Genomic DNA, 23,461 nt, shown 5'->3' on the forward strand with positions numbered 1-23,461 from the left:
TTTGCTATTTCCTGTTTTTACTTCTTACCGATGATATTTTCTATATCCAATAGATTCTGGTTGTAAGCAAATAGCTCATCCAGATAATCAGATTTAATTTTAATGGCCAGTGCCAGACTTTGAAGGTATTGCAGATAAGCAATTTCACCTCCCCTAAACCCTGCATCCGCATTTTTAATGATCAGATCAGCTTGTTTTAAAGCACCTTGTTCATAGTAATCCAGTGTGCTGGCATGCTTTTGATTTTGCTCCAAAAGCTGACTAAAATTTCCCTTCAAAATACTTTGCTGATCCTGTAAATTCGCAGATGCAATCTGCTGGTTTACTTTAGCTGCATTTACTTTTGCCTTATTTCCACCAGGTAGCAAGGGAATACCAATACCTACCTGAAAGCCACTGAAACGGTCAGATCCGGCATAGCTCTGTGTAGCTCCATTAAAGTTCTGTATCCCATTAAAAGACTGGTTAAAATACCCGACTGAAAAATCAGGCAGTCCCTTTGCTTTTTGGAGACGGGTTTCCTGTTGTTTTACCTTTATCTCCTGTTTTAAATAATTCAGGTAAGGATTGTCTGAAAGTATTACACTGTCCTGTGCAGAGATAAAAGGCTTTCTCTGAAGTTTATTTTCAAGGACAATAACCTGCTGGTTCGTGTTGAGCAGGGTTTGCAGTTCTTTTTCAGCGATATGAATATCTGATTCAACTTGTCGCTGTGCATTTTTAAGTTCCATTGACTGGGTTTCTGATGTTACCTTTTCCAATCGGTTACTTTCTCCTGTACGGTAACGCAGGTCACTGGCCTTTAGCAGATTGGTATACAGGCTATCCTGGTAGTGGATCAGGTTCTTCTTTTCTCCAAGATATACCAGCTTATAGTAGACACGTTTAACCTTGTTGATCAGCAACAATACCTGTACATCAAATTGCCCCTGCGCCATTGTTACATGTTCTGCTGCTAATTTGGACTGCTGAGAATAAGCGGTAGGAAATTCGATTTTTTGGTTGACGCTGATATGGTTATCCCTTGCATTACTGTTGATCTGTCCCTGTTGATAGATCACATTTGCACGTTCAAGCGTGAGGCTTCCTTTTTTGAGTTCCTTTTGATAATCAACTCCAAAGGCTGCCGCCTTAATGCTATTATTATTTTTTAAGGCAAGATCAATCGCTTGTTGAAGACTTAACTTTTCGGGCTTACTGTCTTGAGCAAATGTTCGCGAAGGCATCAACAAAACAGATGACAATACCAGAACAAGAAGTATGTTCAGCGCAGTATTTGATTTGAGTTTGTTGAATTTTTTCTCAAAAAAGATGTATAACACCGGAAGCACCAAAAGGGTAAGCAATGTAGCGGTCAGCAATCCGCCAATCACCACGGTAGCTAAAGGACGCTGAATTTCTGCCCCTGAGGAATTAGAAATGGCCATAGGCAGAAAGCCCAATGAAGCAACTGCTGCCGTCATGAGTACCGGACGCAACCTGATTTTAGTTCCTATAAGCACTCTTTCATTTATATCAGTCATTCCTTCTTCTTTTAATCGGTTAAATTCAGAAATCAGCACAATTCCATTTAAGACTGCAACACCAAAGAGAGCAATAAAACCAACACCTGCAGAGATACTGAAAGGCATATCCCTGATCAGCAAGGCAAAGACACCGCCAATAGCGGATAGCGGGATGGCGGTAAAGATCAATAAGGTCTGTTTCATAGAATTAAAAGTGAAATAGAGCAGACAAAGGATCAGTAATAAAGCTACCGGAAGTGCAAACGCCAATCTTTTGTTTGCTGCCTGAAGGTTTTCAAATTGGCCGCCATAGGTAACATAGTAACCAGCGGGGAACTTTATCTTTTGGTCAATTTTGGTTTGGATTTCTTTTACAATACTGGCCACATCACGGTCACGAACATTAAAGCCAACAGTAATCCTTCGTTTGGTATCATCACGCTGGATTTGATTTGGTCCATTTTTAAATTCCACTGACGCTACTTCTTCCAAAGGGATTTGCTTACCCATAGGTGTAGAAATATACAGTCCACGGACATTCCCAATATCCTGCCTATCTTGCTTATCCAACCTCACAACCATATCAAAGCGCTTTTCTCCCTCATAAACCAATCCTGCGGTTTCGCCAGCAAATGCAGTCTTAATTGTCCGGTTGATCTCTTCAATATTTAAGCCGTACTGCGCAATTTTATCACGGTTAAACTTGATCTGTATTTGTGGCAGTCCCGTTACTTCTTCTACATAGGTATCATAAACGCCTTCAATTGGCTTGATAAGTTTCCCAATCTTTGAAGCCTCGCCTGTCAACACATCAAGGTCTTCACCATAAATTTTTAGCACTACATCCTGTTTAGCTCCGGTGATCAGCTCATTAAAGCGCATTTGAATAGGCTGCTGAAATCCAAAGGTTGCACCTGATATTACAGAGAGCGCTTTTTGCATGGTATCAGCAAGCTCATCTCGCGTTTTGGCAGTAGTCCATTCGCCCTTTTCCTTCAGGATTACCATCATATCGCCTGCTTCAATTGGCATGGGGTCCGTAGGAATTTCTCCCGATCCGATCTTATTTACCACCTGCTTTACTTCCGGGAAACCGAGGATGATCTTTTGTGCTTTACGGGACACCTCGATCATCTGGTCAATTGAACTTCCTGTCAATACCCGTGTTTCCACTGCGAAATCCCCTTCATCCAGCTGAGGGATAAACTCACCGCCCAAACGGTTAAAGATGATGATACTGACTACAAAAAGCACAACTGCGGCGATGACCACAATTGCTTTGTGCTGGATAGCGCTCTTAATCAGTGGGCTGTAAAGTTTCTGGAAATAATCCATCATTCTGTCCGAAAAATTACGCTTATGGCTGCTATTCTTGCTCAAACCCAAAGCAGCCATCATAGGTACATAGGTAAGAGAAAGGATAAATGCCCCCAAAATGGCAAACATTACCGTTTCTGCCATTGGCCTGAACATCTTACCCTCAATACCTACCAGTACCAACAGCGGCAGGTAAACAATCAAAATGATGATCTCTCCAAACGCGGCGCTATTCCTAATTTTGGATGAGGCCTGATAGACCTCTTCATCCATTTGCTGTTGACTGAGGCGGGCGATTCCCTTAGCGGCAAAGTTTCCAATTGCAATCCGGTGGACAATACTTTCGACAATAATCACTGCCCCATCTACAATGAGCCCGAAATCTATGGCTCCAAGGCTCATTAAATTGCCGGAAACCCCAAAAAGGTTCATCATACAGATGGCAAATAACATTGATAAGGGAATAACAGATGCTACAACCAAGCCTGCCCGCAAATTCCCCAGAAATAAAATCAAAATGAAGACCACAATCAAGGCTCCTTCAATCAGATTTTTAGATACGGTACCAATAGCATTATCTACGAGTTTTTTACGATCGAGAAAAGGTTCAATCGTAACACCTTCTGGTAAGGTCTTTTTGATCTGTTCAATTCTTTCTTTGACATTATTGATCACTTCAGAGGAATTGGCGCCTTTCAGCATCATCACAATACCGGTAACGGTTTCTCCCTGGGCATTACGGGTGGCGGCACCATAACGCACACTGTTTCCAAACTGAACGGTAGCCACATCACGGATCAGTACAGGGGTTCCATTATTGGTTTTGATTACTATCTTGCCAATATCTTCCAAACCACCAACCAGACCTTCACTTCGGATAAAGTAGGCATTGGGTGATTTATTGATATAAGCACCACCAGTGTTCTGGTTGTTGGTTTCCAGCGCTTTAAAGATGTCGGCAATACTAACCTTAACACTGCGCAACCGGTCGGGATTTACAGCAATTTCATACTGTTTAACGAAACCGCCAAAGCCGCTGACCTCGGCAACTCCGGGAGTCCCTAATAGCTGACGTTTCACGATCCAGTCCTGAATGGTGCGTAACTCGGTGGCATCGTATTTTTTTTCATAACCTTTTTTAGGGTGTACCACATATTGGTATATTTCTCCAAGCCCCGTAGTCACGGGAGCCATTTCCGGTTTCCCAACACCTTCTGGAATTTGTTTGGCAGCATCATTTAGGCGCTCACTGATCTGCTGACGTGCCCAGTAGATGTCTATATCTTCTTTAAAGACGACAGTAACTATAGATAGGCCAAAACGGGAAAAGGAACGGATTTGACTAATACCGGGAATGCTGGCCATCGTCTGCTCTACCGGAAAAGTAATTAACCTTTCGGCTTCCTGGGCGGCCAGATTTGGGGTAACAGTGATCACCATTACCTGATTATCTGTAATATCAGGTACGGCATCAATAGGTAATCGGGTAATGGAATAAGTACCCCATGCGATCAATGCAAGGGTAAATAAACCAATAACGAGCTTATTCTTAATAGAAAATTCTATGATCTTATTGAGCATTTTGAAAGTTTATTGTAAAAAATCAGAAAAAAGAGATTGCATAGGCAATCCTATTCATTTACTTCAACAGCAAATAATTCCGGTATTTAACAATAAACAGGTGGGCCTCTAAGTGAGGCGGCATCTATAGGAAATAGCGCCGGGGGATGCTCAGGTGGTGGTGTACAATACTGTTGAACAATTACAATGGGTTCCTGGGTAAAATTATACAGCACCAAAACCAAATTTACAGGTACACTGACATCTAAGTGCTGGAAATCTAGTTTCTGAACAAAGTCACCATCAAGTTTTACATTATCAAAAGGGGTCGCTGAACGGTCTTCATGATGATCCTGATGATCGTGGTGATCTCCGGCATACTCAATTGCTTCTTCATCATGATGGTGCGACATGAGGTTATGAGCCAATAAAAGGCTGAACGCAAAGCCAATAAAAACACGGGCAATCCATAATCTCATTTTGCAAATATATACTTAACTGTTAGAAATCCTGTGCAATTGTATTAATTATCTTAATAACCGGAGTCCGCTCAAAATAACAAGTACCGTGCTTCCTTCATGACCTACGACGCCTTCAGGAAGATTGATCATTCCTCCAATAAAATTTAAAGTGACCAATATAAGTGCTACAGCAATCGCAAATGCGATATTTTGTTTAATTACCCTGTCTGTCCTTCGGCCTAATCCGATGGCGAATGGTATGTTTTCAATATTGTCCTTCATTAAGATAACATCAGCTGTTTCCATAGCAATGTCTGTACCACCGCTACCGATAGCTATTCCAACTGAAGCCGTCGCCAATGCTGGAGCATCATTGACACCATCACCCACCATAGCAACTTTACCATATAGATTTTCCAGCTTTTGCACAACTTCCACTTTTTGCTGAGGCATTAACTCTGAATAAACATCCTCAATTCCTGCCTGTTGTGCTATGGCCATTGCCGTAGTATTGCTGTCTCCGGTTAACATGGCCGTTCTGATACCCATGTCACGAAGGTCACTTATTATTTTCTTTGCCCAGGGCCTTATTTTATCCTGAATGGTCATCAGACCTATCAACTGCTTACCCGCGGCAATAAAAATGACGGTTTTCCCTTCCGCTTCAAATTGCGATGCCGTTTCCTCCTGTGCCTGGTCAATAGAAATACCAGAAAGCATATTTCTTTTTCCAATGTTATATTCAACCTGCTCTAGTGAAGCCTGAACACCCAAACCGTGAATTGCCTGTAACCCTACCGGCCTTGTTAAAGGAATATTTTTTTCAATAGCAGCCTGAACAATTGCTTTTGCAATTGGATGCTCTGAGAGTGTTTCAACGCTTGCCGTCACACGAAGTAATTCATCTTCCGAATAAGAACCAAACGGTAAAATATCTACTAATTTTGGCTGTCCAAGGGTAAGCGTACCTGTTTTATCAAAGGCAACTACCTTTACCCCTGCTATATTTTGCAGGTGTACACCACCTTTAAATAAAACGCCATGTCTGGCCGCATTAGATATTGCAGATAGCATCGCAGGCATGATAGAAGACACGAGGGCGCACGGTGAGGCGACTACCACAAAAATCATTGCCCGGTATATGGTCTGATCCCAATTCCAACCTAAGAGATACGGCGGCAAAACCATTAACAGAATAGCAGTTAACACCACAACCTTTGCATATATACCTTCAAACTTTTCTAAGAAAAGCTGTGCAGGTGGCTTTTCATTCTTTGCCTCCTGAACCAAATGGATGATCTTCGCCAGAACAGTTTCCTCTGCCGGACTTGTAACCTTAATTTCAATTGCGCCCTGACCATTAATGGTTCCTGCAAAAACTTCATCACCTTTTATTTTATCTACTGGCAAAGGTTCTCCTGTAATAGAAGACTGGTTGATTGCAGAATATCCTTCTATAATAATCCCATCGGCAGAGATTCTTTCACCGGGACGCACCAATATCATATCTCCCGGCTTTAGCGCATCTACTTTCACAATTCTTTCTTTGCCATTTTCCAAAAGAGCGGCTTGTTCAGGCCGAAGGTTCATGATTGACTCTATGTCCCGGTTTGTCCGCTCCATGGTATAGCCCTCCAAAGCGCCACTTAGGGAAAAGATAAAGATCAGTATCGCTCCATCCATCCAATATCCAATTACGGCAGCTCCGATTGCAGCAACAACCATTAACAGGTCAACATCAAGGTCTTTTTCTTTAAAAAGTGTTTCTAAACCTTCCCATGCTTTTTGGTACCCACCTACAAGGTAAGCAAGAACGAAAAAGGTAATCTCAATTCCATTCATCCCATTCTTGCCTGCTAGCCATGCGAGAACAATAAATACCAAACATGCACCTGTTACAACTGCGGCTCCGTGCTTTTTCCATAATTCAGATGATAAGCGGTTTTCAGGTTCAGGTATAACTAGCTCTGCCATGATATCAGTTTTAATTCAAATGTAAAATTACAATAGAGTCAGAAAATACAACAGGTAAGAAACCGATGTTTTTCGGTAACTTTAAGACATGAAAACTCTACAGCTGTTTCAGGATGTTGAAGTCACTATTAAAGAAATCACATCAAACAAATCAGGTTTACACAAACATCATTTCTTTGAAATGATCTATGTTTTGGAAGGATCGGGAATCCATAACATTAATGATAACCACTTTGCATTTTTCAAAGGGGATATATTTCTATTGACTCCCGATGACGCACATACTTTTAGGATTGACAGCTATACCAAATTCTGCATTATAGATTTTACAGAGAATTTTTTCTCTAGAAGTCCTTTTAGAAAGGAAGAAAAAATGGATGTCGGTGACTTTTTTAAACGCCTTGAATATATATTCCATAACCACCATGGTATAACCGGAAATCTTGTCGCAGACTCGGACAAGAACTTATTTGAGGTTCTGATTACCCAGCTGATAGAAGAGCAGGAAAGAAAGCTTTCCTTTTCGAACATCATCACCCAAAACATCGTTTTTTTACTATTGCATTTAATTGCACGAAATATTCAGCAAAATATCATCAGTATTTCTAAAATCCATAACCCAAAAGATAGGATTCATGAGATTACGGTGTATATTCAACAACATATCTATGATAAGGAACTGATTAAGATTGAAAATATATCGGCCCACTTCAACAAATCCCCAGATCATTTAAATAGATATTTCAAACAACAAACCGGAAGCACCATTAAAGACTACATTACCAAATACAAATTAGAACTTATTAAAACCCGTCTGAAATATAGTGATCTTACGATTTCTGAGATTGCAAATGAAATGAACTTTACTGATGAAAGCCATTTGAATAAAACCTTTAAAAGTGTATTTGGGCAAACTGCGTCACAATTTAAAAAATGGCAATTTTAATTGCTGACATTTCATTCTTTAAATGATAAACCAACTTGACTGGCCGCATCAAACCAATTTCGGAATACCACAAACAAAAGGCTTATCAGAAATAATTGTTATTTTATTTTCGGTGAAGAAGGGATTAATAGCTTTTTGTTTTCCAAAATACTGATTCGCTAATAAATTAATCTTCGACATTACGTTTTACTACATCAACCATGTGGTCAATATCAAAAGGTTTTTGAATGTAGTCGTCTGCTTTACATGCTTCTGCCTGTTCCGGTAGTTTATCTGATGTTGAAGTTAAAATAACAGGTACATCTTGAGTTTCAGGATCTGCTTTTAAGTCTTTAACAACCTCAGATCCCCTAACTCCTCCCTTAATGTGCTCATCGATTACAACTACATCAGGATCAATTTTATCAATATTTTTAATAGGTTCCGTTGTTAGAGATGAAGTGACATTAAACCCTTCTTCCTCCAAAACCTGATCCATAATGTTTAAGATATCTTCATTATCCTGAACAAGCACAACTTTTTTCTTCATAAATACAATCAATCCATCAAAGATACAAACATCTTGGCTACATGACGAAAACGTATAAGGTGGGCAATCTACAGTAAAGAATAATTGCATAAATCAATTCTGTTAAAGCTGTTATCGATGTATTTCTTATCACTTATAAAGCACTTAGGGCTATTTTCTAAAAGCGTAATATTATTGGAGTCGCCATCAATTGGAAAGCTCCACAAAAAAAACGAAAACTGTTATGTGGGATTATATGGCTGATTGGACAAACCAATCCATTTGACCCCTTCTCGCCAATTTACTAACATAAAGGCAAGCAACAATTTACAATAAATTTATTTCCGGTGAGACGGGGTCAATATACTCTGGTTTATCCAGTCTAGTATACTATCATACTCTACTGAAGCTTTCGCAGAATGTTTTGATTTGACAATGCATGCTCAAAAAACATCTTTCCATAAACCTAAAGATTTAAACTGCAAGACAATGAAGTCTGCGATAGGACACTAAAGGGATTTAAAACGAGCGCTCGATTCTATATCCAAAAATATATTCCGATCCATATTTTAAAGAATTTTGGCGCAGGCCCGGAGTATAGCTATCTTTAAAATCCAAAACAGCTAAAATCAAGGATATGACCATTGCGGAATACATCGATAGACTTTTTCCCCAGTTTGAACCTGCTCTTCAGAACATAATTATCGAGAATGCCACGCTTCGGGATTTTCGGCGAGGCGATATGCTCATGCAAACCGGGCAAAATATGCGCTCCACAGTGCTTATAATAGAAGGCATGGTAAAGCTCTATAGGGAGGGAGAGGATGGGGAGGAATTCTTTATGTATTATCTCCAGCCGGGAAATGCATGCGCGCTTTCCATGATATGCGCAACCAAACAGGAAACCAGCCAGGTAATGGCAAAGGCAATTGAACAGACCAAGGTACTCATGATTCCCATTGCGCTGATGGATACCCTGATGCGGGATTACAGAACATGGTATTATTTCGTAATCGAAACCTACCGTATGCGCTTTGAAGAACTTCTCTTTGTCATCGATAATATCGCCTTTAAGGCTATGGATGAGCGTCTGGCATTTTACCTGAAAAAACAAGCTGGAGATTTAAAAACAAAACAACTTCATCTTACCCACAGTGAAATTGCATCTGATTTGAACACCTCCAGGGAAGTAATTTCAAGGTTGCTTAAAAAAATGGAGCAGGCCGGAGAAATTAAAATGTACCGTAATTACATCGAATACTTAGCCTAAGTCCATAATAAAAAATTAGCGGTATTTTTACCTCGAAAGAGATCGTTTCTCAAAATATAACGGGTGTGACAAAAGTCACCAACATTAGTATATGATAACCCGATTTTTGTTAAAAAATAACAGAAATGGAAATCATTGCATACGTTGCTTCTGCCTTAATTGGAATTTCGCTTGGACTGATCGGCGGTGGCGGTTCTATCCTCACCATGCCGGTACTGGTTTACCTGTTTGGGGTTAATCCGCTATTGGCTACTTCTTATTCATTGTTCATCGTTGGCTCTACCAGTTTAGCAGGTACAGTCGGGAATTTTAAGCGTGGGCTGGTGAATATTAAAACAGCTTTGCTGTTTGGAAGTGCATCCATCTCAACTGTATTCTTAACCCGTAAATTCATTATCCCCCTTATCCCTAAGACAATAATAAAAATCGGCGATTTTGAGTTAACAGAAAACATGTTTATGATGGTACTCTTTGCAGTTTTGATGGTAGCAGCCGCAACAGCGATGATTAAAGGTGCAAGAGCAGAAAGTAGCATCCGAATTGTAAAACCCCAACTTCACATCGGTAAACTGTTGTTATACGGAATTGCCATTGGCCTTGCTACTGGTTTTTTGGGTGCTGGTGGCGGCTTTCTACTTATTCCAACTCTTGTAATTTTAGTGGGCTTACCCATGAAAGAGGCCGTAGGGACTTCACTTTTCATCATATCGCTTAATTCGCTCATCGGTTTCACCGGCGATCTTGGACATTTCCATATCGACTGGATCTTTCTCACCAAAATTACTACCGTTGCCATCGCCGGTATTGTGGTCGGTGGGATGATAAACAAAAAAATAGATGGAGGAAAGCTGAAAAAAGGTTTCGGATGGTTTGTACTGGTTATGGGATGTTACATCATTTTAAAAGAGGTGGTATTCAAGTGACCTTCACCAATAAACTATTTGTGTGACCAAAGTCACAAATAACCAGATCGTTAAGCATTAATTTTAATATACCAATTTACTTATGATCATAGAACTAATTTACACAGGATGTCGGGCACAGGGCGCCTATTATATCCAAAGCAATGGAGATGCGGCCATTATCGATCCGCTTCGAGAGGTTAGTTCACATATTGAACGTGCAGCGAAAAACAACGCAAGAATTAAATACTTCCTCGAAACACATTTCAATACTGATTTTGTGTCCGGACACATTGATCTGCCCAAGGAAAGCGGCGCATAAATCGGTTACGGGCCGAATGCAAAGTCGTTATCAATCTGGCATGAGCTTTTATTAACAACAACAAAAAACCCCATCTTAACATTTCATTTAAAACAACATGATTGATTTTATTAAACAACCCTGGCCCTGGTATTTCTCGGGCAGCATGATCGTACTCATTATGCTCATCCTACTTTTTTTCGGGAAGTCTTTTGGCTTTTCATCAAACCTGCGAACGATGTGCAGTATAGCCGGAGCCGGCAGAAAAGTAAAGTTTTTTGATTTTAAATGGAAGGACCAGATCTGGAACCTGATGTTCCTTATTGGCTCGGTAATAGGTGGATTTGTTGCTACAAAATACCTTAGCAGTCCATCTCCCGTAAAATTATCTGCCGCCGCAATTACCGATTTAAATCAATTGGGCATTAAGTTCGATGGCGGACTAAATCCAACCGGCCTGTTTTCACTGGAAGCCATGAAAGATTTAAAAACGCCGGCTATTTTGCTCATCGGTGGTTTACTAGTCGGTTTTGGATCTCGTTATGCAGGTGGCTGTACTTCCGGCCATGCCATATCCGGGCTTTCGAATCTGCAAGTACCATCGCTGGTTGCCGTAATAGGCTTCTTTGTCGGTGGGCTGATCATGACTTTCCTAATCATGCCCCTTATCTTTTAAATCCCTAAAACATGAAGTTCATAAAATATATTCTTGCAGGAACACTTTTCGGAATCATTATGACCAAGTCTGAGGCTGTTTCCTGGTACAGGATCCAGGAAATGTTCCGTTTCCGGTCTTTCCATATGTATGGAATTATTGGTACAGCCGTTGTACTTGGCGTAATTGCAGTATTCCTGATTAAAAAATTCAAAGCCAAAGACATAGCCGGAAATCCGATTGTCTTCCACGATAAGGACAAGGCCTATATTAAGTACATATTAGGCGGCACTATTTTTGGCCTGGGCTGGGCACTCACCGGCGCGTGTCCCGGCCCCATGTTCGTTAACCTTGGAAGCGGATATGCCGGTATGGCGGTGGTAATTCTTGGCGCGCTGCTGGGCACCTATATATACGGAGCGATGAAAAGCAAGCTCCCTCATTAATAAAATAGAACATGATGAGCAAACTAAGGGCTATAATAAACCATACATGTCCAAGGTGCCGAAAGGGAAAATTATATACCCATTCCATGTTCCACTGGAAATATGATAAAATGAATAAAAAATGTGCCTGCTGCAACCTGAACTATGAGATAGAGCCGGGCTTCTTTATCGGAGCGATGTATGTGAGTTATGTTTTCATTGTCGCACAACTTGTCAATGCAGGCATTCTGGCATTCATGATCTTTGGCGAAGAAGATCAGTGGGCAATCATCGCAACCACTATTGCACCGGTTATCCTTCTATTCACCTTCAACTACCGCTATGCCAGAACCCTTTTGCTCCATATACTCTCTCCGATCAAGTATGATAAAAGTGCAGGCACAAAATGCTGGCAAGATTTCGGGGCTCTGTGACAAAAGTTACAGAGCGAAAAACCGCTAATGGGTAAATTTGATGTAACAAGTAAAGGCAGGAACCATACCGTAAACACATTAAACAAAAATAAAAACACATGAAAATAGAACAGTTTGAAGACAAGCACCTCTCCCATTACAGTTACGCGGTACTGAGCGAATGCCGGAACGAAATCATCTTGATCGATCCCTCCAGGGATCCGTCTGCATATTACCATTTTGCGGAAGAACATCAGGCTAAAATAGTTGGTGTTATTGAGACGCACCCTCATGCAGATTTTGTGAGTGCTCATCTGGAAATCCATAATAAGACCGGCGCAACAATATATTGCAGTAAGCTCAATACTCCGTCCTACCTGTTTTCCCCATTTGATGAAGACCAGATGATAACCCTGGGAAAGATTACCTTAAGGGCAATCAATACCCCGGGGCACTCTCCGGATAGTATTAGTATTTTGCTCGAACACGAAGGGAAACAAAAAGCGCTGTTTTCCGGAGATACCCTTTTTATCGGTGATTGCGGAAGGCCCGACTTACGGGAAAGTGGGGGTGATGCACAGGCAGAACGTAATTTCCTTGCCTCGCAGATGTACCATTCATTAAGGGACAAACTGATGAAGCTCTCAGATGAAGTGATTCTGTATCCGGCACACGGGGCAGGTACGCTCTGCGGAAAAGCGTTGAGCGAGGCCAATAGCAGTACCATTGGTGCTGAAAAAAGAAGTAACTGGTCACTGCAGGAAATGACTGAGGCCGATTTTGTGAGCGCATTAAATGAAAACCAGCCCTTTATTCCATTCTACTTCCCTTTTGATGTGGCGTTGAACAAGAAAGGCGCAGCACCGTTTGAAGATTCGGTAAGTTTGGTTCAGATCATGGAATCCGGTGAAAACTTAAAACCAAATGCCCTAATTATCGATACGCGAAGAGAAGATGTTTTTAAGAAGGGACATATAGAAGGCGCTGTAAATATCATGGATGGAAATAAATTTGAAACCTGGCTGGGCAGCATTGTGAAGCCTGAAGAGCCTTATTATCTTATGGCAGAAAATCTTGCTACATTGCATCGTCTTATCGCGAGGACCGCATCCATCGGATATGAAATGCAGCTTGCCGGCGGTTTTATAAACGCAGTAGAAACTGTCCGGGATGAGGTTATCGATATCCAAAATTTTAAAGAGAACCAAAATGGATATACCATTGTGGATGTGAGGAACAAGACAGAGCGGATGGAAAACAGTATTTTTGAGAACAGCATAAATATTCCACTGGGAAATTTAAGGGAAAGGGTAAACGAAATTCCGCTGGAACAACCCATAGCGGTACACTGCGCCGGTGGATACAGAAGTGCAGCTGCAAGCTCACTGATTGCATCCGTTATTGATGGCAAGCAAAAGGTGCTTGATATTGGTGAGGCCATTAAGGATTTTCAGAATTGATATTTTAAGGGGGTGAAAACAGAAAGAAACAAAGAGGATAAACTGCAAGTATTTGCCCGGCTTGGGAAATATCTGGCATGGACGTCATTTCTGTTTGTTGTGGTCATGTTTTCTCTGGTTTTAGCGCTCAGCGGATTTCATCTTCCAAAGAGCCTCTATGCGGATAAGTCCAGACCCTCCGTTCAACAGAATCAAATAAAACCTTTTGAGCGCCGTGTTCCCAAACCCGAATATTGGAAGGCGCCTGATACGATGCAGCTTCAGGGCAAAGCTGATGCAGATCTGATCAGGTATGGCAGGAATTTGATTGTCCGTACGGCATACTATTTCGGGCCGCAGGGCATCGTAGGAAAGCTAACTAATGGTATGAATTGTCAGAACTGCCATTTGGATGCAGGAACCAGGCCCTTTGCGAATAATTTCTCCATCTTTTATGCAGGTTTTCCAAAAATGAGCACAAGAAGCGGGAGAAAGGAAGAAGCCTTTGAACGGATTGATGAGTGCTTCGAGCGAAGCATGAACGGCAAAGCTCCGGGAAGAAAATCCAGGGAAATGCTGGCCATGCTCGCCTATTTAAAATGGGTTGGAAAAAAACAGGACGCCGCACATTCCATTGCGGATAATTCGGTAAAAAAAATCCCATATCTGGACGTGCCTGCAGATCCCCTGAAGGGGAAAATGGTATATGCCTCCAAATGCAGCAGCTGTCATGGAGCAACGGGTAAAGGCGTTGCCTCACCTGATGGAAAAGGATACATTTACCCTCCCCTCTGGGGCAGGGACAGCTATAACGATGGTGCAGGAATGTTCAGGCTTGGAAATTTTGCGGGATTTGTCAAAAACAACATGCCCTATGGCGCCACCTACAAAGATCCGAATCTAACGGATGCGGAGGCCTGGGACGTAGCTGCTTTTGTAAATGCGCAGCCCAGACCGCACCTGGATTCCAAAAACGATTATAAGAACATACGCACAAAACCAATAGATTATCCATTCGGGCCATACTCAGATTCCTTCAGCGAAAAACAGCATAAATATGGTCCGTTTATTTACATAGCTAAACAGCACGCACTTATAAAACAGAAAAAATAGAAACATGAAAAAATTACTGATCTTACTCCAGCTTGTCATCATGATGGCCATCACCACCAATGTATCCGCACAGGAGACAAAAAAACCTTTTACGGGTGCTGTTGCAAAAAAGAAATCATATAAAGCGCTATATGTACTTAATAGCGCCGAGGAAAAACATATTTCGGGAACACTCCGGAACATCAACAATGCGTTGGAGGATCCAAGACTGAAGGGAAAACTGGAGGTTGAGTTTATCGCCTTCGGGGATGGCGTGGCGGTTTATCGCAAGGATGGAAAATTCCTTGAGCAGCTTAATTTGCTAAAGTCAAAGGGCGTAATTCTGGCGCAGTGCGAAAATACGGTTCGTGAGCGGAAAATTGATAAATCAGATCTGTTCGATTTCATCAGCTATGTACCCAGTGGCAATGGAGAGATCATCATCCGGTCGGCGGAAGGATGGGTAATCGTTCATCCCTAATGTAAAAACCCAAACGGCAGTGAATCTTTAAAAGGTGCAAATTGGTATTTCGATACGATGCAAAGATGATGATCAGTTGTGCCGGAACCATTTCATCCGGGGCCGAAAATTATTGTTATGATTATATATCAATGGCTTATGCCGGCAACATTAAAATTCAAAAGGTCGAAAAAATTTAATATCATCGCATGTCCTGTGCCGATTACAGTATATAAAATGCTATGGGATTTATCGAAAAGCTTCACAATTAATACAGAGCTCATCCAAACAGCATTGATAAAATTTTGTTAATCAGATGTGCCGTGATCCGGCAACCAATATTATCAATAATGGAAAAAGAAGAACAAGCCATTCCTAAATCAAACACCGGCGACCATCTGGCCAACGAACGTACTTTTCTCGCCTGGATTAGGACCAGTATAGGAATTATGGGTTTTGGTTTTGTGGTTGTTAAGTTTTCACTTTTTATCAAGCAGATCACTCTCGCTCTTGGGACCAAAGCCGTCGTACACCAAACCGGCAACTCACAGAGGATAGGAATACTTCTTGTCGGGGTAGGCGCACTGACCATTATCCTGGCATTTCTGCGCTATCAAAAAACTCATACACTTATTAATCAAGGCACTTATTACCATTCCTCTACACTCATCAAAGTCCTTACCGTGGTTATTTTTATTTCAAGCATGCTTTTGTTGATATATCTTGTAAGAACAACTTAGCGGATCTCTGATATGAAAACACTGATTATGAGTACGGACACCAAACTTGAGAGAACCCGTACTTTATCACCGGTCAGATATGTTTAGCTACCAAACGCAGCAGGTCATAAATATCAAACGGCTTTTGAATAAAATTCTCCGCAGCGCAGCCCCTTCTGATATCATAACGGTCCGCATGGGCGCTCATCATGATGACAGGAACATGCCGGGTTTTCTCCAACGACTTAAGGTAATTGCAGACTTCAATGCCGTTTCCATCCGGGAGCATGACATCCAGAAGGAAAAGATCTGCAGCATGTCCGTCGACCCCATCCACAAAAGCATTTACCGAAGAAAACGCTGAAACTTCGTATCCTTCACCGCTAAAAAGAAGCTGTAACACTTCGGTTATACCCTCATCATTTTCCAAAAGATATATTCTTTTTACCATTTACCTTGAATGTTGTGGGTTACCCCGGTTAAAATAAATTTCGTTCGCTATTTCAAAAGATGCCGATCACTTTCCTAAAATGGCCTCTTACTTTCTCACTTTTAGCTTGTCATTGAGATGACTGGTTTCCAAGTTCAATCGCTCCAGCAGGTAACGCAACAAAACTTCTCTCTGCTTGTTAGCAGAATTATATCTTGTATCTGCAACCTTTGTAAAGGATTCTTTATGGTCAAAAATTTCAAACGATTGGGATACATTTTTCTCTGTCATAATTTAAATTTTAGGTTAAATATTTTGCCTATTATTTTTTAGTTCCTGAAATCGCCGAAGCCAAACGAAGCCCAAAAAAGGAAACCTGGCCTCCGCCGCTTTTCCAACCCTCATAACGAAGGCCCAGATCTGCACTGTAATGCTTCGAGATTGGAATGCTGGCACCCAAAGTTGGTCCGTAGGCAAAAGAGGTATTGACCCGGTCTCCAAGAGTATTTGCTGCACCAAGCTCAAGAGCAGCGTAATAGATACCATCAAAGTAGTATTTTGCTCCGACTTTAATTGGAATAACACCATTCATGCTTGTTGGCTCTCCTAAATAATCGAGGCGCTTTTTTACCTCGTCCCTATAGCGGAAAGTCATATAGCCCGCAGATCCGGTCAGGTTGAGGTGTTTGGTAACCTTGAATTCAACTTTTGTTGATACCCCATATCCGTTGACATAAGTTTTGGCAGTCTTACCGGTGGGAAAGCCCATGACAAAGCCCAGCGATATTTTAGAGACGGCAGTTTGATCTTGCGCCTTTACCGCTACAGTCATCAATGACAGGAACGCGATTACAAAAGATTTAAATGTCCATCTGGCATAGGTACTCATAAGGAGGTCCTGTAAAAATTGTTTAACTCGGCTGCAATGCTTTCCAGGTATGGAGCAAGCTTAAAATCTCGTGATACAAAGGATATTACACCCTGTTTTTTACACTCCCAGACCGTTCCAACAAGCTCTCCCTCGATGTAGACCTGGTTGCATTTTTCTTTTGGGACATCTATGCAAATGTGTTTTCCCCCGATTTCAAACTCATGGTTAAATTCTAAATCTTTCATATTTTCCTTTTTTCTTATCTGACTAATAAAAAGATTTGCCGGGTGGCTAATATCCACCCGGCAAAGTATTATAGCGCCTGACCGCTTTTGATCTCATCGTTCGCAGGCGAGATAATCTTTGTCCCGGCTTTTATGGAACCAAAAATCTCGGTCATATCTGTTCCCTTCATCCCTTCCTTGATGTCAACGATCTTGGCTTTACCATTTTGAACCACCACTACGTATTTCCTTTCTGTAGACCGAACGATTGCAGAATTAGGCACAAGAAGCGAGGTAGCACCGGATTTAAGCGGGATTTCAACCTCGGCATACATACCGGCCTTCAATCTGTTATCTTTATTGGCCACATCAACCTCCACGATTTCCTGGCGCATATTGCCCAGTGAATTAGCAGACCGGCTGATCTTTGCCTGGCGCTGCTCGCCAGGCAGTGCATTGAAGTGGAACTTGACCATCTGGCTTAAATCCACCTTGTCCACATAATCTTCGGGGATGGACACTTCAAGCCTCATATGGGTCAGATCCTGCAATACCAGCATAGGAAGATCTGAAGATTTGCCTGCTGACACCAGTGCTCCGGGTGAAACATTTCTGTCCACGATCACCCCGTCAAAAGGCGCATACACTTTTAAGTAGTCCTGCATGGTGCGTACTGAGGACACATTTGAACGCTCAGCCTCAGCTATGGCCTTATCTCCTTTCATCCTGGAAAGCGCATTATCAAGTTCTAGCGGAGACACCGAACCTTCCTCTTTTGCAGCTTCTTTAAGCCGCCTGTATTTCTCACTGCTTGCCGATGCGGTCTCACGTGCCTGCAGGTAACGGGAATTTGCCGATTGCAATTGTGATTCGAGTTCCGGCGCTTCCAGGGTCATCAGCAGCTGACCTTTGGTCACCTTAGACCCTAAATCGACCAGTATTGCTTTCACAAAGCCGTTGGCCTTTGGAAAAATGTTTACCTGGTTGAAAGGTTTGAGTACGCCGGGAATGCGGGTAAAACTCGAAAGGGCCTCTTCTTCGACCTTAGCCGTTTCATATTTGGCTTCCTTGCCGCTTTTTTCGGGACTGATGTTCACGGGCTTCTGGTTGCCACCACAGGCGGCCAGAGCACTTATAATTATTATGATGGGAATGAATCTGGTTTTCATGTTGTTTATCTTTTAAATTCTTGTTTTTCTAGGCATTAGGTTTGGTTCTTTTAAGCTGCTTTTTTTCTGTACCCAGGCGAAAACCTGCGGAAGGATGAAGAGCGCAGCCAGGGTTGAAAAGAATAGCCCGCCAATAACAGCTCTGCCGAGCGGCGCGGTCTGTTCACCGGATTCGCCCATACCGGAGGCCATCGGAATCATCCCAGCTATCATCGCAAAACTGGTCATCAGGATTGGCCTTAAACGAATCCCGGCACTCACCACTGCCGCCCGGGTAGAATCTTTATAATCCAGTCTGAGTTTTTCGGCGTTGGTCACGATCAGAATCGCATTGGCTACCGAAACACCGGTAGACATGATCATCCCCATGTAGCTCTGTAGATTGAGGGTCGAGCCTGTAAGCAATAATGCGGTAAGCGACCCAAGGATTACAGCAGGAACAGTCGAAAGAACCGTCAGTGAAAGCTTGAAAGACTGGTAATTGGCTGCAAGTAGCAGGAATATAACAAGTATCGCAAAAGCAAGTCCGCCCTGAAGAGAAGATAGCGTCTCTGTCAACAGGCTCGACATACCTTTCACTTCCGCTGTGAGTCCCTTTGGAGGTGTACCTACGGACTTCAAAGCCTTTTCAACATCGGCCGTCGCCGTTCCAAGATCCTTTTTATAGATGTTTGCGCTCACGGTCAGAAAGCGCCTTGGCCCTGAACGGTCATATTCGCCTGGGAGGTAACTGGTATTGAAAGTTGCAATATCGCCAAGTACCGGACTGCTCTGCCCTTTTACCAAAGGAATTTCTTTGAGCTCATCCATCGTATTCATTACATATTCGGGAACCTGCACCTGTACCTGATAGGTATAGGCAGTTTTTTCATCCAGCCACTGGTTCTTTTCGGTAAAACGGCTGGAAGAGGTACTTGCGGTAACAGACCTCGCAATATCAACCACGTTCAGCCCAAACTGCGCAGCCTTTAATCTATCAAGGGTAATAGAAACCACGGGAATGTGCAGGGGTTGAGCAATCTGGATATCACGGAGGTAATCTATTTTTTTAAGTTTTGCCAAAACCTTATTAGCATAAGATTCGATCTGATCCATATCTTTTCCCGCTACCCTGATCTCAATCGGTGTGGCGGCACCCTGGCTCATGATCTTTTCGGTCATGTCGATCGGCTCAAAGGTAATACGCAGATCAGGAAGTTTATAAGCGATGTTCTTTCTCAGCGCATCCTTCAGATCATCCATATTCACCTTGTAATCTTCATCCAGGTTCACCTGTAACACGGCCTCATGGGTACCGGTATTGAAGATATACAGGTTACTGGTTCCGTAACTGCTGGGAATGAGCCCAACGTATCCCGAACTTACCGCGACATGGTTATCCACCGTTTGATTGATAATGGAGAGTACCTGCTTGAACTTCTCTTCGGTACGTTCTAACCTGGTGCCATCTGGCGCTTTGATGCGGATCTGGAACTGCCCGTTATTGAGCTTTGGCATCATGTCCTTTCCAATAAAAACAAAGCCCAGTCCTGCAAGAGCAATGACCAGAACTAAATAAATCCCGACAATACCCTTTTTCATCGGCATCCACCGCTGGATGATCGCCATGAACCGCACTTTCACCCTTTCAAAAAAATCATTTTTTTCCGGTTCATCCTTTTCATTTTGCAAATGCTTCTCTACCTGCTCCCCTTCCCTTTCGTCCAACGCTTCCCCAGCATGAGCATGGATCTTGCCATGATCATAGTGCTGATAACGTTCTTCCTTGATCATCCAGTTGGATAGAATGGGAACCAGGGTCTGTGCCACGATAAAAGAGACAATCATGGTAAAACCAATTGAAAGGGACAATGGAAGGAACATTGCCTTTGGTATCCCGTTCATCATAAAGGATGGCGCAAAAACGGCCAATATACACAGCAGGATGAGTAGCAGCGGGAAGGCTATTTCCTCACAGGCATCATAAATGGCCTCGCGTTTGGGCTTGCCCATTTCCAGGTGCTGGTGGATGTTTTCAATCGTTACCGTTGCCTGATCAACTAAAATCCCGATCGCAAGTGCCAGGCCGCTCAAGGTCATGATATTGATTGTCTGACCAAACATACCCAGTAAAAGCACGCCAATTAAAATCGATACCGGAATGGTGATCACCACGATAAGACTGCTTCGCAGGTCACGCAGGAACAACAATACCATCAGGCCCGTTAACAGGGCACCCAGACCACCTTCGGTGATCAGGCTTTTCACCGAGTTGATAACGGCAACAGACTGGTCAAATTCATATGAGATGTGGACATCGTCCGGCAGGAGACTCTGCATTTCAGGTATTTTGGCCTTTAAGGACTTTACAACTGACCAGGTCGAAGCGTCTGCGGTTTTTACTACCGGGATGTAAACCGAACGTTTCCCGTTGATCAATGCATAATCTACTGTAACATCTGCTGCATCGGCAACCCTAGCCACATCCCTTACCAATATTGAAACGCCGTTTTTTGTGGCGATGGGAATGTTGTTGAATTCATCCACCGTTTTAACCAGAGAATTCATGGAGGTTACCATCATGGTATTGTCCAACCTTAGATTTCCCGAAGGAGACATGACATTGAACTTAGATAAAGCCCCTACCACCTCGTCCGGAGTCAGATTATAACTCCTTAATTTGCTCGGATCTACACTAATGGTAATCGAGCGGGAATTGGCACCGAATGGCGGCGGCGCTGAAAGCCCTGCTACGGAAGAAAACATGGGCCTGATACGCGTTGCCGCCATATCATAGATTTCTTTCAGGCTGCGAGATTTGGCCGAGAGTACAAGCTGGCCGACGGGCAGTGAAGAGGCGTCAAAGCGGACCACCTGCGGAGGCAGTGCGCCTGGGGGAAAGAACTTCATGGCCCGGTTTACCTGAAGAGCAACCTGGGCAGAGGCCTCGGCCATGTTGGTGCTCTCATAAAAACTCAGCTTGAGCATGGTCAAACCCTGAATGTTCTTAGCAGTGATATTCTTTACACCGTTTACGTAAAGGAACTGATCCTGCAGACGGGTAGAGAAAAAACCCTCCATCTGCTGGGGAGACATCCCCCCGTAGGATTCTATAACATATATGGTTGGAGAGTTAAGTTGGGGGAAAATATCTATTGGGATCTTCAGCGCACTGAGCACTGCAAAAAGCAGTAAACTAGCGGTGATCACCACTGTTGTAATCGGCTTTTTCAGGGCCGAGGTAACCATTGACATATCTTTATTATTTTAATGCGTTTAACAGTGAATCTACTTGATTGGTGGCAATAGCCTTTTGAAAAAGAGCCCGGATGTACAGGTACTTTGCGTTAACAAAGTCAGTTTCTGCGCGGTAAAGGATGGTCAGGGCTGCATTGAGCTCAATGATGTCGGTCAGCCCGTTCTTATAAAGGGAGAGCTTCTGACGGTACCCTGCGGCCGCTGCCTTTAGCTGGTTTGGTATTTCATCGAGTCTCTTATGCGCGGTACTGATTTCAAGGCCTGCCTGAAGGGCGGCATTTGATAACATTAGCCGCTCCTGCTGTAGTTCTTTTAAATAAAAGTTGCTGCTGGCCTTCTGGGTTCTTAGTTTCAACTGTCGCCTACGCAGATCAAATAAGTTATAGCTAATGCCTACACCCAGGAGATAGTTCTCCCTTTGCCATTCCAGACCACTGGATAGACTGTTGAAATTGTCATTGGCATCAATACTTGATCCCCTTGACCATGCCACAGCTTGCAGGCTCACCTTCGGATTATAGGCTTTTTTAACCAGTTTTTCTTTTTCAACGCTGCTGAGGTAATTACTTTTGTAAAAATCAAGCAGCGGATGGCTTGAACTGTCGGTCAACTTTACCGATAGGTTTACCTCAAGCGATTTTAGCCTATCAAGGATCGTACTGTCAGCGATAATACTTTCCGGATTTAACCCGCTGATTGCTGCAATGTCAAGCTGAACCTGTTTATAGGTATTGTCCATTTCAATATAGTTCAACCTTGATTTGGAGAGTTCGGCTCCTGCGATACTGGTATCCACACCCGGACGCACACCGCTTCTGGCAAGGGATAAAATCGAACGGCCTATCTGCTCATTGCGACTGATATTGCTTGCTTGAATGGATAGCATGTCCTGAAGCTTTAATAGGCTTAGGTAATCATCAATGGCGATGGCCCTGGTTTGGTATCGTCGCTGGGCAAACCTCGAGCGCTCTGCGACAAGTTCAGACTTGGCGACTGCATTCTGAGCTTCGTAGGCACCAAAATTATACACCTCCCAATCAAGGGAAACAATCCCAAGATTAGTAAGCGCAGCCTTGGTAGTGCTTTCGGTTCTAACGCCCCTAGAATTGGAGGGAACGATACCGAAGGCCATATAGGGCCCTGCCACGTTATTGTTTGAGCCCATATCTGCCTGATAGTTAAGCTTCAGATTGGGAAGGGCATTCGCCGCGGTCTCCCTTAACTGGGCAGCACGAATGTCCACTGCTGCTGAATCAGCAGCCAATGAGGGCGAAAAAGCGGTCACGTGATCGATCAGATCGACGATCCCGATGGGCTTAGGGTCGGTTTGGGCATGGCTTTCCAGCCCCATATATAAAAGTGGGAACAAACAGAAAATCTGTTTAATACGGATCATGTCTCTAAATTAAAATTTAAGGAAAAAGATTTGACGGACGTATAGGACAGGAAACACGGCGAGGGTCTGTTCAATAAACTGTGTCAAAAAGAAAATTAATAACTTTAAACATAGGAATTATGTCAGATCAACAAGAAGAGCAGCACTTCAATTATAAAGCATTTGAAGATTCAGCTTTAGAGCAGCT

At 42.8% G+C, this 23,461-nt stretch carries 22 protein-coding genes; 11 read left to right on the forward strand and 11 right to left on the reverse strand.

The features are described 5' to 3' along the window. Positions 1-17: 17 nt before the first annotated feature. The 3 genes from EHC72_RS15365 to EHC72_RS15375 all read right to left on the reverse strand — a co-directional run bounded on the left by EHC72_RS15365 (position 18) and on the right by EHC72_RS15375 (position 6,817). Positions 18-4,403 (reverse strand): CusA/CzcA family heavy metal efflux RND transporter, encoded by a 4,386-nt coding sequence (locus EHC72_RS15365; RefSeq protein WP_131538582.1) that lies wholly within the window; start codon positions 4,401-4,403, stop codon positions 18-20. 86 nt (positions 4,404-4,489) lie between these two features. Next, positions 4,490-4,795 carry a hypothetical protein gene (locus tag EHC72_RS15370; protein ID WP_131538583.1) on the reverse strand — a complete coding sequence of 102 codons (306 nt, stop codon included), beginning with the start codon at positions 4,793-4,795 and terminating at the stop codon, positions 4,490-4,492. A 114-nt stretch (positions 4,796-4,909) separates the two neighbouring features. After that, positions 4,910-6,817, reverse strand: coding sequence for a heavy metal translocating P-type ATPase (locus EHC72_RS15375; RefSeq protein ID WP_131538584.1), 1,908 nt, complete (start codon positions 6,815-6,817; stop codon positions 4,910-4,912). Between the two features lie 88 nt (positions 6,818-6,905). Here EHC72_RS15375 and EHC72_RS15380 point away from each other — a divergent pair, with 88 nt between their 5' ends. Beyond that, positions 6,906-7,763, forward strand: a complete 858-nt coding sequence (locus EHC72_RS15380; protein ID WP_131538585.1) for an AraC family transcriptional regulator — start codon at positions 6,906-6,908, stop codon at positions 7,761-7,763. A 166-nt stretch (positions 7,764-7,929) separates the two neighbouring features. Here the strand turns inward: EHC72_RS15380 and EHC72_RS15385 are convergent, their stop codons facing one another. After that, complete coding sequence (locus tag EHC72_RS15385) at positions 7,930-8,382, reverse strand: response regulator (protein ID WP_131538586.1); 453 nt, start codon at positions 8,380-8,382, stop codon at positions 7,930-7,932. Positions 8,383-8,908: 526 nt separating this feature from the next. Between EHC72_RS15385 and EHC72_RS15390 the strand changes: the two genes are divergently transcribed. From EHC72_RS15390 to EHC72_RS15435, 10 genes are all read left to right on the forward strand, one after another. Further along, positions 8,909-9,541, forward strand: a complete 633-nt coding sequence (locus EHC72_RS15390) for a Crp/Fnr family transcriptional regulator (RefSeq protein WP_131538587.1) — start codon at positions 8,909-8,911, stop codon at positions 9,539-9,541. Positions 9,542-9,666: 125 nt separating this feature from the next. Next, positions 9,667-10,464 (forward strand): sulfite exporter TauE/SafE family protein, encoded by a 798-nt coding sequence (locus EHC72_RS15395; protein WP_131538588.1) that lies wholly within the window; start codon positions 9,667-9,669, stop codon positions 10,462-10,464. A gap of 82 nt (positions 10,465-10,546) precedes the next feature. After that, complete coding sequence (locus EHC72_RS15400) at positions 10,547-10,765, forward strand: MBL fold metallo-hydrolase (protein ID WP_211660316.1); 219 nt, start codon at positions 10,547-10,549, stop codon at positions 10,763-10,765. Positions 10,766-10,862: 97 nt separating this feature from the next. Further along, on the forward strand, positions 10,863-11,420 hold the full coding sequence (locus EHC72_RS15405) for a YeeE/YedE family protein (protein WP_131538589.1): 558 nt from the start codon (positions 10,863-10,865) through the stop codon (positions 11,418-11,420). An 11-nt stretch (positions 11,421-11,431) separates the two neighbouring features. After that, complete coding sequence (locus EHC72_RS15410) at positions 11,432-11,845, forward strand: DUF6691 family protein (RefSeq protein WP_131538590.1); 414 nt, start codon at positions 11,432-11,434, stop codon at positions 11,843-11,845. Between the two features lie 86 nt (positions 11,846-11,931). Continuing rightward, on the forward strand, positions 11,932-12,258 hold the full coding sequence (locus EHC72_RS15415; protein ID WP_165585841.1) for a DUF983 domain-containing protein: 327 nt from the start codon (positions 11,932-11,934) through the stop codon (positions 12,256-12,258). A gap of 98 nt (positions 12,259-12,356) precedes the next feature. Then, entirely contained in the window at positions 12,357-13,697 is a 1,341-nt protein-coding gene (locus EHC72_RS15420) for an MBL fold metallo-hydrolase (RefSeq protein ID WP_131538592.1), read from the forward strand. Positions 13,698-13,709: 12 nt separating this feature from the next. After that, on the forward strand, positions 13,710-14,789 hold the full coding sequence (locus EHC72_RS15425) for a c-type cytochrome (protein ID WP_131538593.1): 1,080 nt from the start codon (positions 13,710-13,712) through the stop codon (positions 14,787-14,789). 4 nt (positions 14,790-14,793) lie between these two features. Next, entirely contained in the window at positions 14,794-15,249 is a 456-nt protein-coding gene (locus EHC72_RS15430) for a DsrE family protein (RefSeq protein ID WP_131538594.1), read from the forward strand. A 329-nt stretch (positions 15,250-15,578) separates the two neighbouring features. After that, positions 15,579-15,968: a YidH family protein gene (locus tag EHC72_RS15435; RefSeq protein WP_131538595.1), complete on the forward strand. Its 390-nt coding sequence runs from the start codon at positions 15,579-15,581 to the stop codon at positions 15,966-15,968. A gap of 73 nt (positions 15,969-16,041) precedes the next feature. Here the strand turns inward: EHC72_RS15435 and EHC72_RS15440 are convergent, their stop codons facing one another. The 7 genes from EHC72_RS15440 to EHC72_RS15470 form a co-directional block, all read right to left on the reverse strand. Continuing rightward, the gene (locus EHC72_RS15440) at positions 16,042-16,398 is read right to left on the reverse strand and encodes a response regulator (RefSeq protein ID WP_131538596.1); all 357 of its coding nucleotides are present in this window, start codon (positions 16,396-16,398) and stop codon (positions 16,042-16,044) included. A gap of 87 nt (positions 16,399-16,485) precedes the next feature. Further along, positions 16,486-16,668 carry a hypothetical protein gene (locus tag EHC72_RS15445; protein ID WP_131538597.1) on the reverse strand — a complete coding sequence of 61 codons (183 nt, stop codon included), beginning with the start codon at positions 16,666-16,668 and terminating at the stop codon, positions 16,486-16,488. 31 nt (positions 16,669-16,699) lie between these two features. Then, positions 16,700-17,266 carry a hypothetical protein gene (locus EHC72_RS15450; protein WP_131538598.1) on the reverse strand — a complete coding sequence of 189 codons (567 nt, stop codon included), beginning with the start codon at positions 17,264-17,266 and terminating at the stop codon, positions 16,700-16,702. Continuing rightward, positions 17,263-17,493 carry a hypothetical protein gene (locus EHC72_RS15455; protein ID WP_131538599.1) on the reverse strand — a complete coding sequence of 77 codons (231 nt, stop codon included), beginning with the start codon at positions 17,491-17,493 and terminating at the stop codon, positions 17,263-17,265. The genes EHC72_RS15450 and EHC72_RS15455 overlap by 4 nt, the downstream gene beginning before the upstream one ends. 68 nt (positions 17,494-17,561) lie before the next feature. After that, positions 17,562-18,641, reverse strand: coding sequence for an efflux RND transporter periplasmic adaptor subunit (locus tag EHC72_RS15460; protein ID WP_131538600.1), 1,080 nt, complete (start codon positions 18,639-18,641; stop codon positions 17,562-17,564). Between the two features lie 12 nt (positions 18,642-18,653). Further along, on the reverse strand, positions 18,654-21,875 hold the full coding sequence (locus tag EHC72_RS15465) for an efflux RND transporter permease subunit (protein ID WP_131538601.1): 3,222 nt from the start codon (positions 21,873-21,875) through the stop codon (positions 18,654-18,656). Between the two features lie 7 nt (positions 21,876-21,882). After that, positions 21,883-23,274, reverse strand: a complete 1,392-nt coding sequence (locus tag EHC72_RS15470) for a TolC family protein (RefSeq protein WP_131538602.1) — start codon at positions 23,272-23,274, stop codon at positions 21,883-21,885. Positions 23,275-23,461 lie beyond the last annotated feature (187 nt).

The organism is Pedobacter nototheniae (assembly GCF_004335085.1).
Taxonomy (GTDB): Bacteria; Bacteroidota; Bacteroidia; order Sphingobacteriales; family Sphingobacteriaceae; genus Pedobacter; species Pedobacter nototheniae.

Coding starts and splice junctions, on each gene's coding strand:
- EHC72_RS15365 (WP_131538582.1), bottom strand. CDS start 4,403: ATGCTCAATAAGATCATAGAATTTTCTATTAAGAATAAGCTCGTTATT.
- EHC72_RS15370 (WP_131538583.1), bottom strand. CDS start 4,795: ATGTCGCACCATCATGATGAAGAAGCAATTGAGTATGCCGGAGATCAC.
- EHC72_RS15375 (WP_131538584.1), bottom strand. CDS start 6,817: ATGGCAGAGCTAGTTATACCTGAACCTGAAAACCGCTTATCATCTGAA.
- EHC72_RS15380 (WP_131538585.1), top strand. CDS start 6,906: ATGAAAACTCTACAGCTGTTTCAGGATGTTGAAGTCACTATTAAAGAA.
- EHC72_RS15385 (WP_131538586.1), bottom strand. CDS start 8,382: ATGCAATTATTCTTTACTGTAGATTGCCCACCTTATACGTTTTCGTCA.
- EHC72_RS15390 (WP_131538587.1), top strand. CDS start 8,909: ATGACCATTGCGGAATACATCGATAGACTTTTTCCCCAGTTTGAACCT.
- EHC72_RS15395 (WP_131538588.1), top strand. CDS start 9,667: ATGGAAATCATTGCATACGTTGCTTCTGCCTTAATTGGAATTTCGCTT.
- EHC72_RS15400 (WP_211660316.1), top strand. CDS start 10,547: ATGATCATAGAACTAATTTACACAGGATGTCGGGCACAGGGCGCCTAT.
- EHC72_RS15405 (WP_131538589.1), top strand. CDS start 10,863: ATGATTGATTTTATTAAACAACCCTGGCCCTGGTATTTCTCGGGCAGC.
- EHC72_RS15410 (WP_131538590.1), top strand. CDS start 11,432: ATGAAGTTCATAAAATATATTCTTGCAGGAACACTTTTCGGAATCATT.
- EHC72_RS15415 (WP_165585841.1), top strand. CDS start 11,932: ATGTTCCACTGGAAATATGATAAAATGAATAAAAAATGTGCCTGCTGC.
- EHC72_RS15420 (WP_131538592.1), top strand. CDS start 12,357: ATGAAAATAGAACAGTTTGAAGACAAGCACCTCTCCCATTACAGTTAC.
- EHC72_RS15430 (WP_131538594.1), top strand. CDS start 14,794: ATGAAAAAATTACTGATCTTACTCCAGCTTGTCATCATGATGGCCATC.
- EHC72_RS15435 (WP_131538595.1), top strand. CDS start 15,579: ATGGAAAAAGAAGAACAAGCCATTCCTAAATCAAACACCGGCGACCAT.
- EHC72_RS15440 (WP_131538596.1), bottom strand. CDS start 16,398: ATGGTAAAAAGAATATATCTTTTGGAAAATGATGAGGGTATAACCGAA.
- EHC72_RS15445 (WP_131538597.1), bottom strand. CDS start 16,668: ATGACAGAGAAAAATGTATCCCAATCGTTTGAAATTTTTGACCATAAA.
- EHC72_RS15450 (WP_131538598.1), bottom strand. CDS start 17,266: ATGAGTACCTATGCCAGATGGACATTTAAATCTTTTGTAATCGCGTTC.
- EHC72_RS15455 (WP_131538599.1), bottom strand. CDS start 17,493: ATGAAAGATTTAGAATTTAACCATGAGTTTGAAATCGGGGGAAAACAC.
- EHC72_RS15460 (WP_131538600.1), bottom strand. CDS start 18,641: ATGAAAACCAGATTCATTCCCATCATAATAATTATAAGTGCTCTGGCC.
- EHC72_RS15465 (WP_131538601.1), bottom strand. CDS start 21,875: ATGTCAATGGTTACCTCGGCCCTGAAAAAGCCGATTACAACAGTGGTG.
- EHC72_RS15470 (WP_131538602.1), bottom strand. CDS start 23,274: ATGATCCGTATTAAACAGATTTTCTGTTTGTTCCCACTTTTATATATG.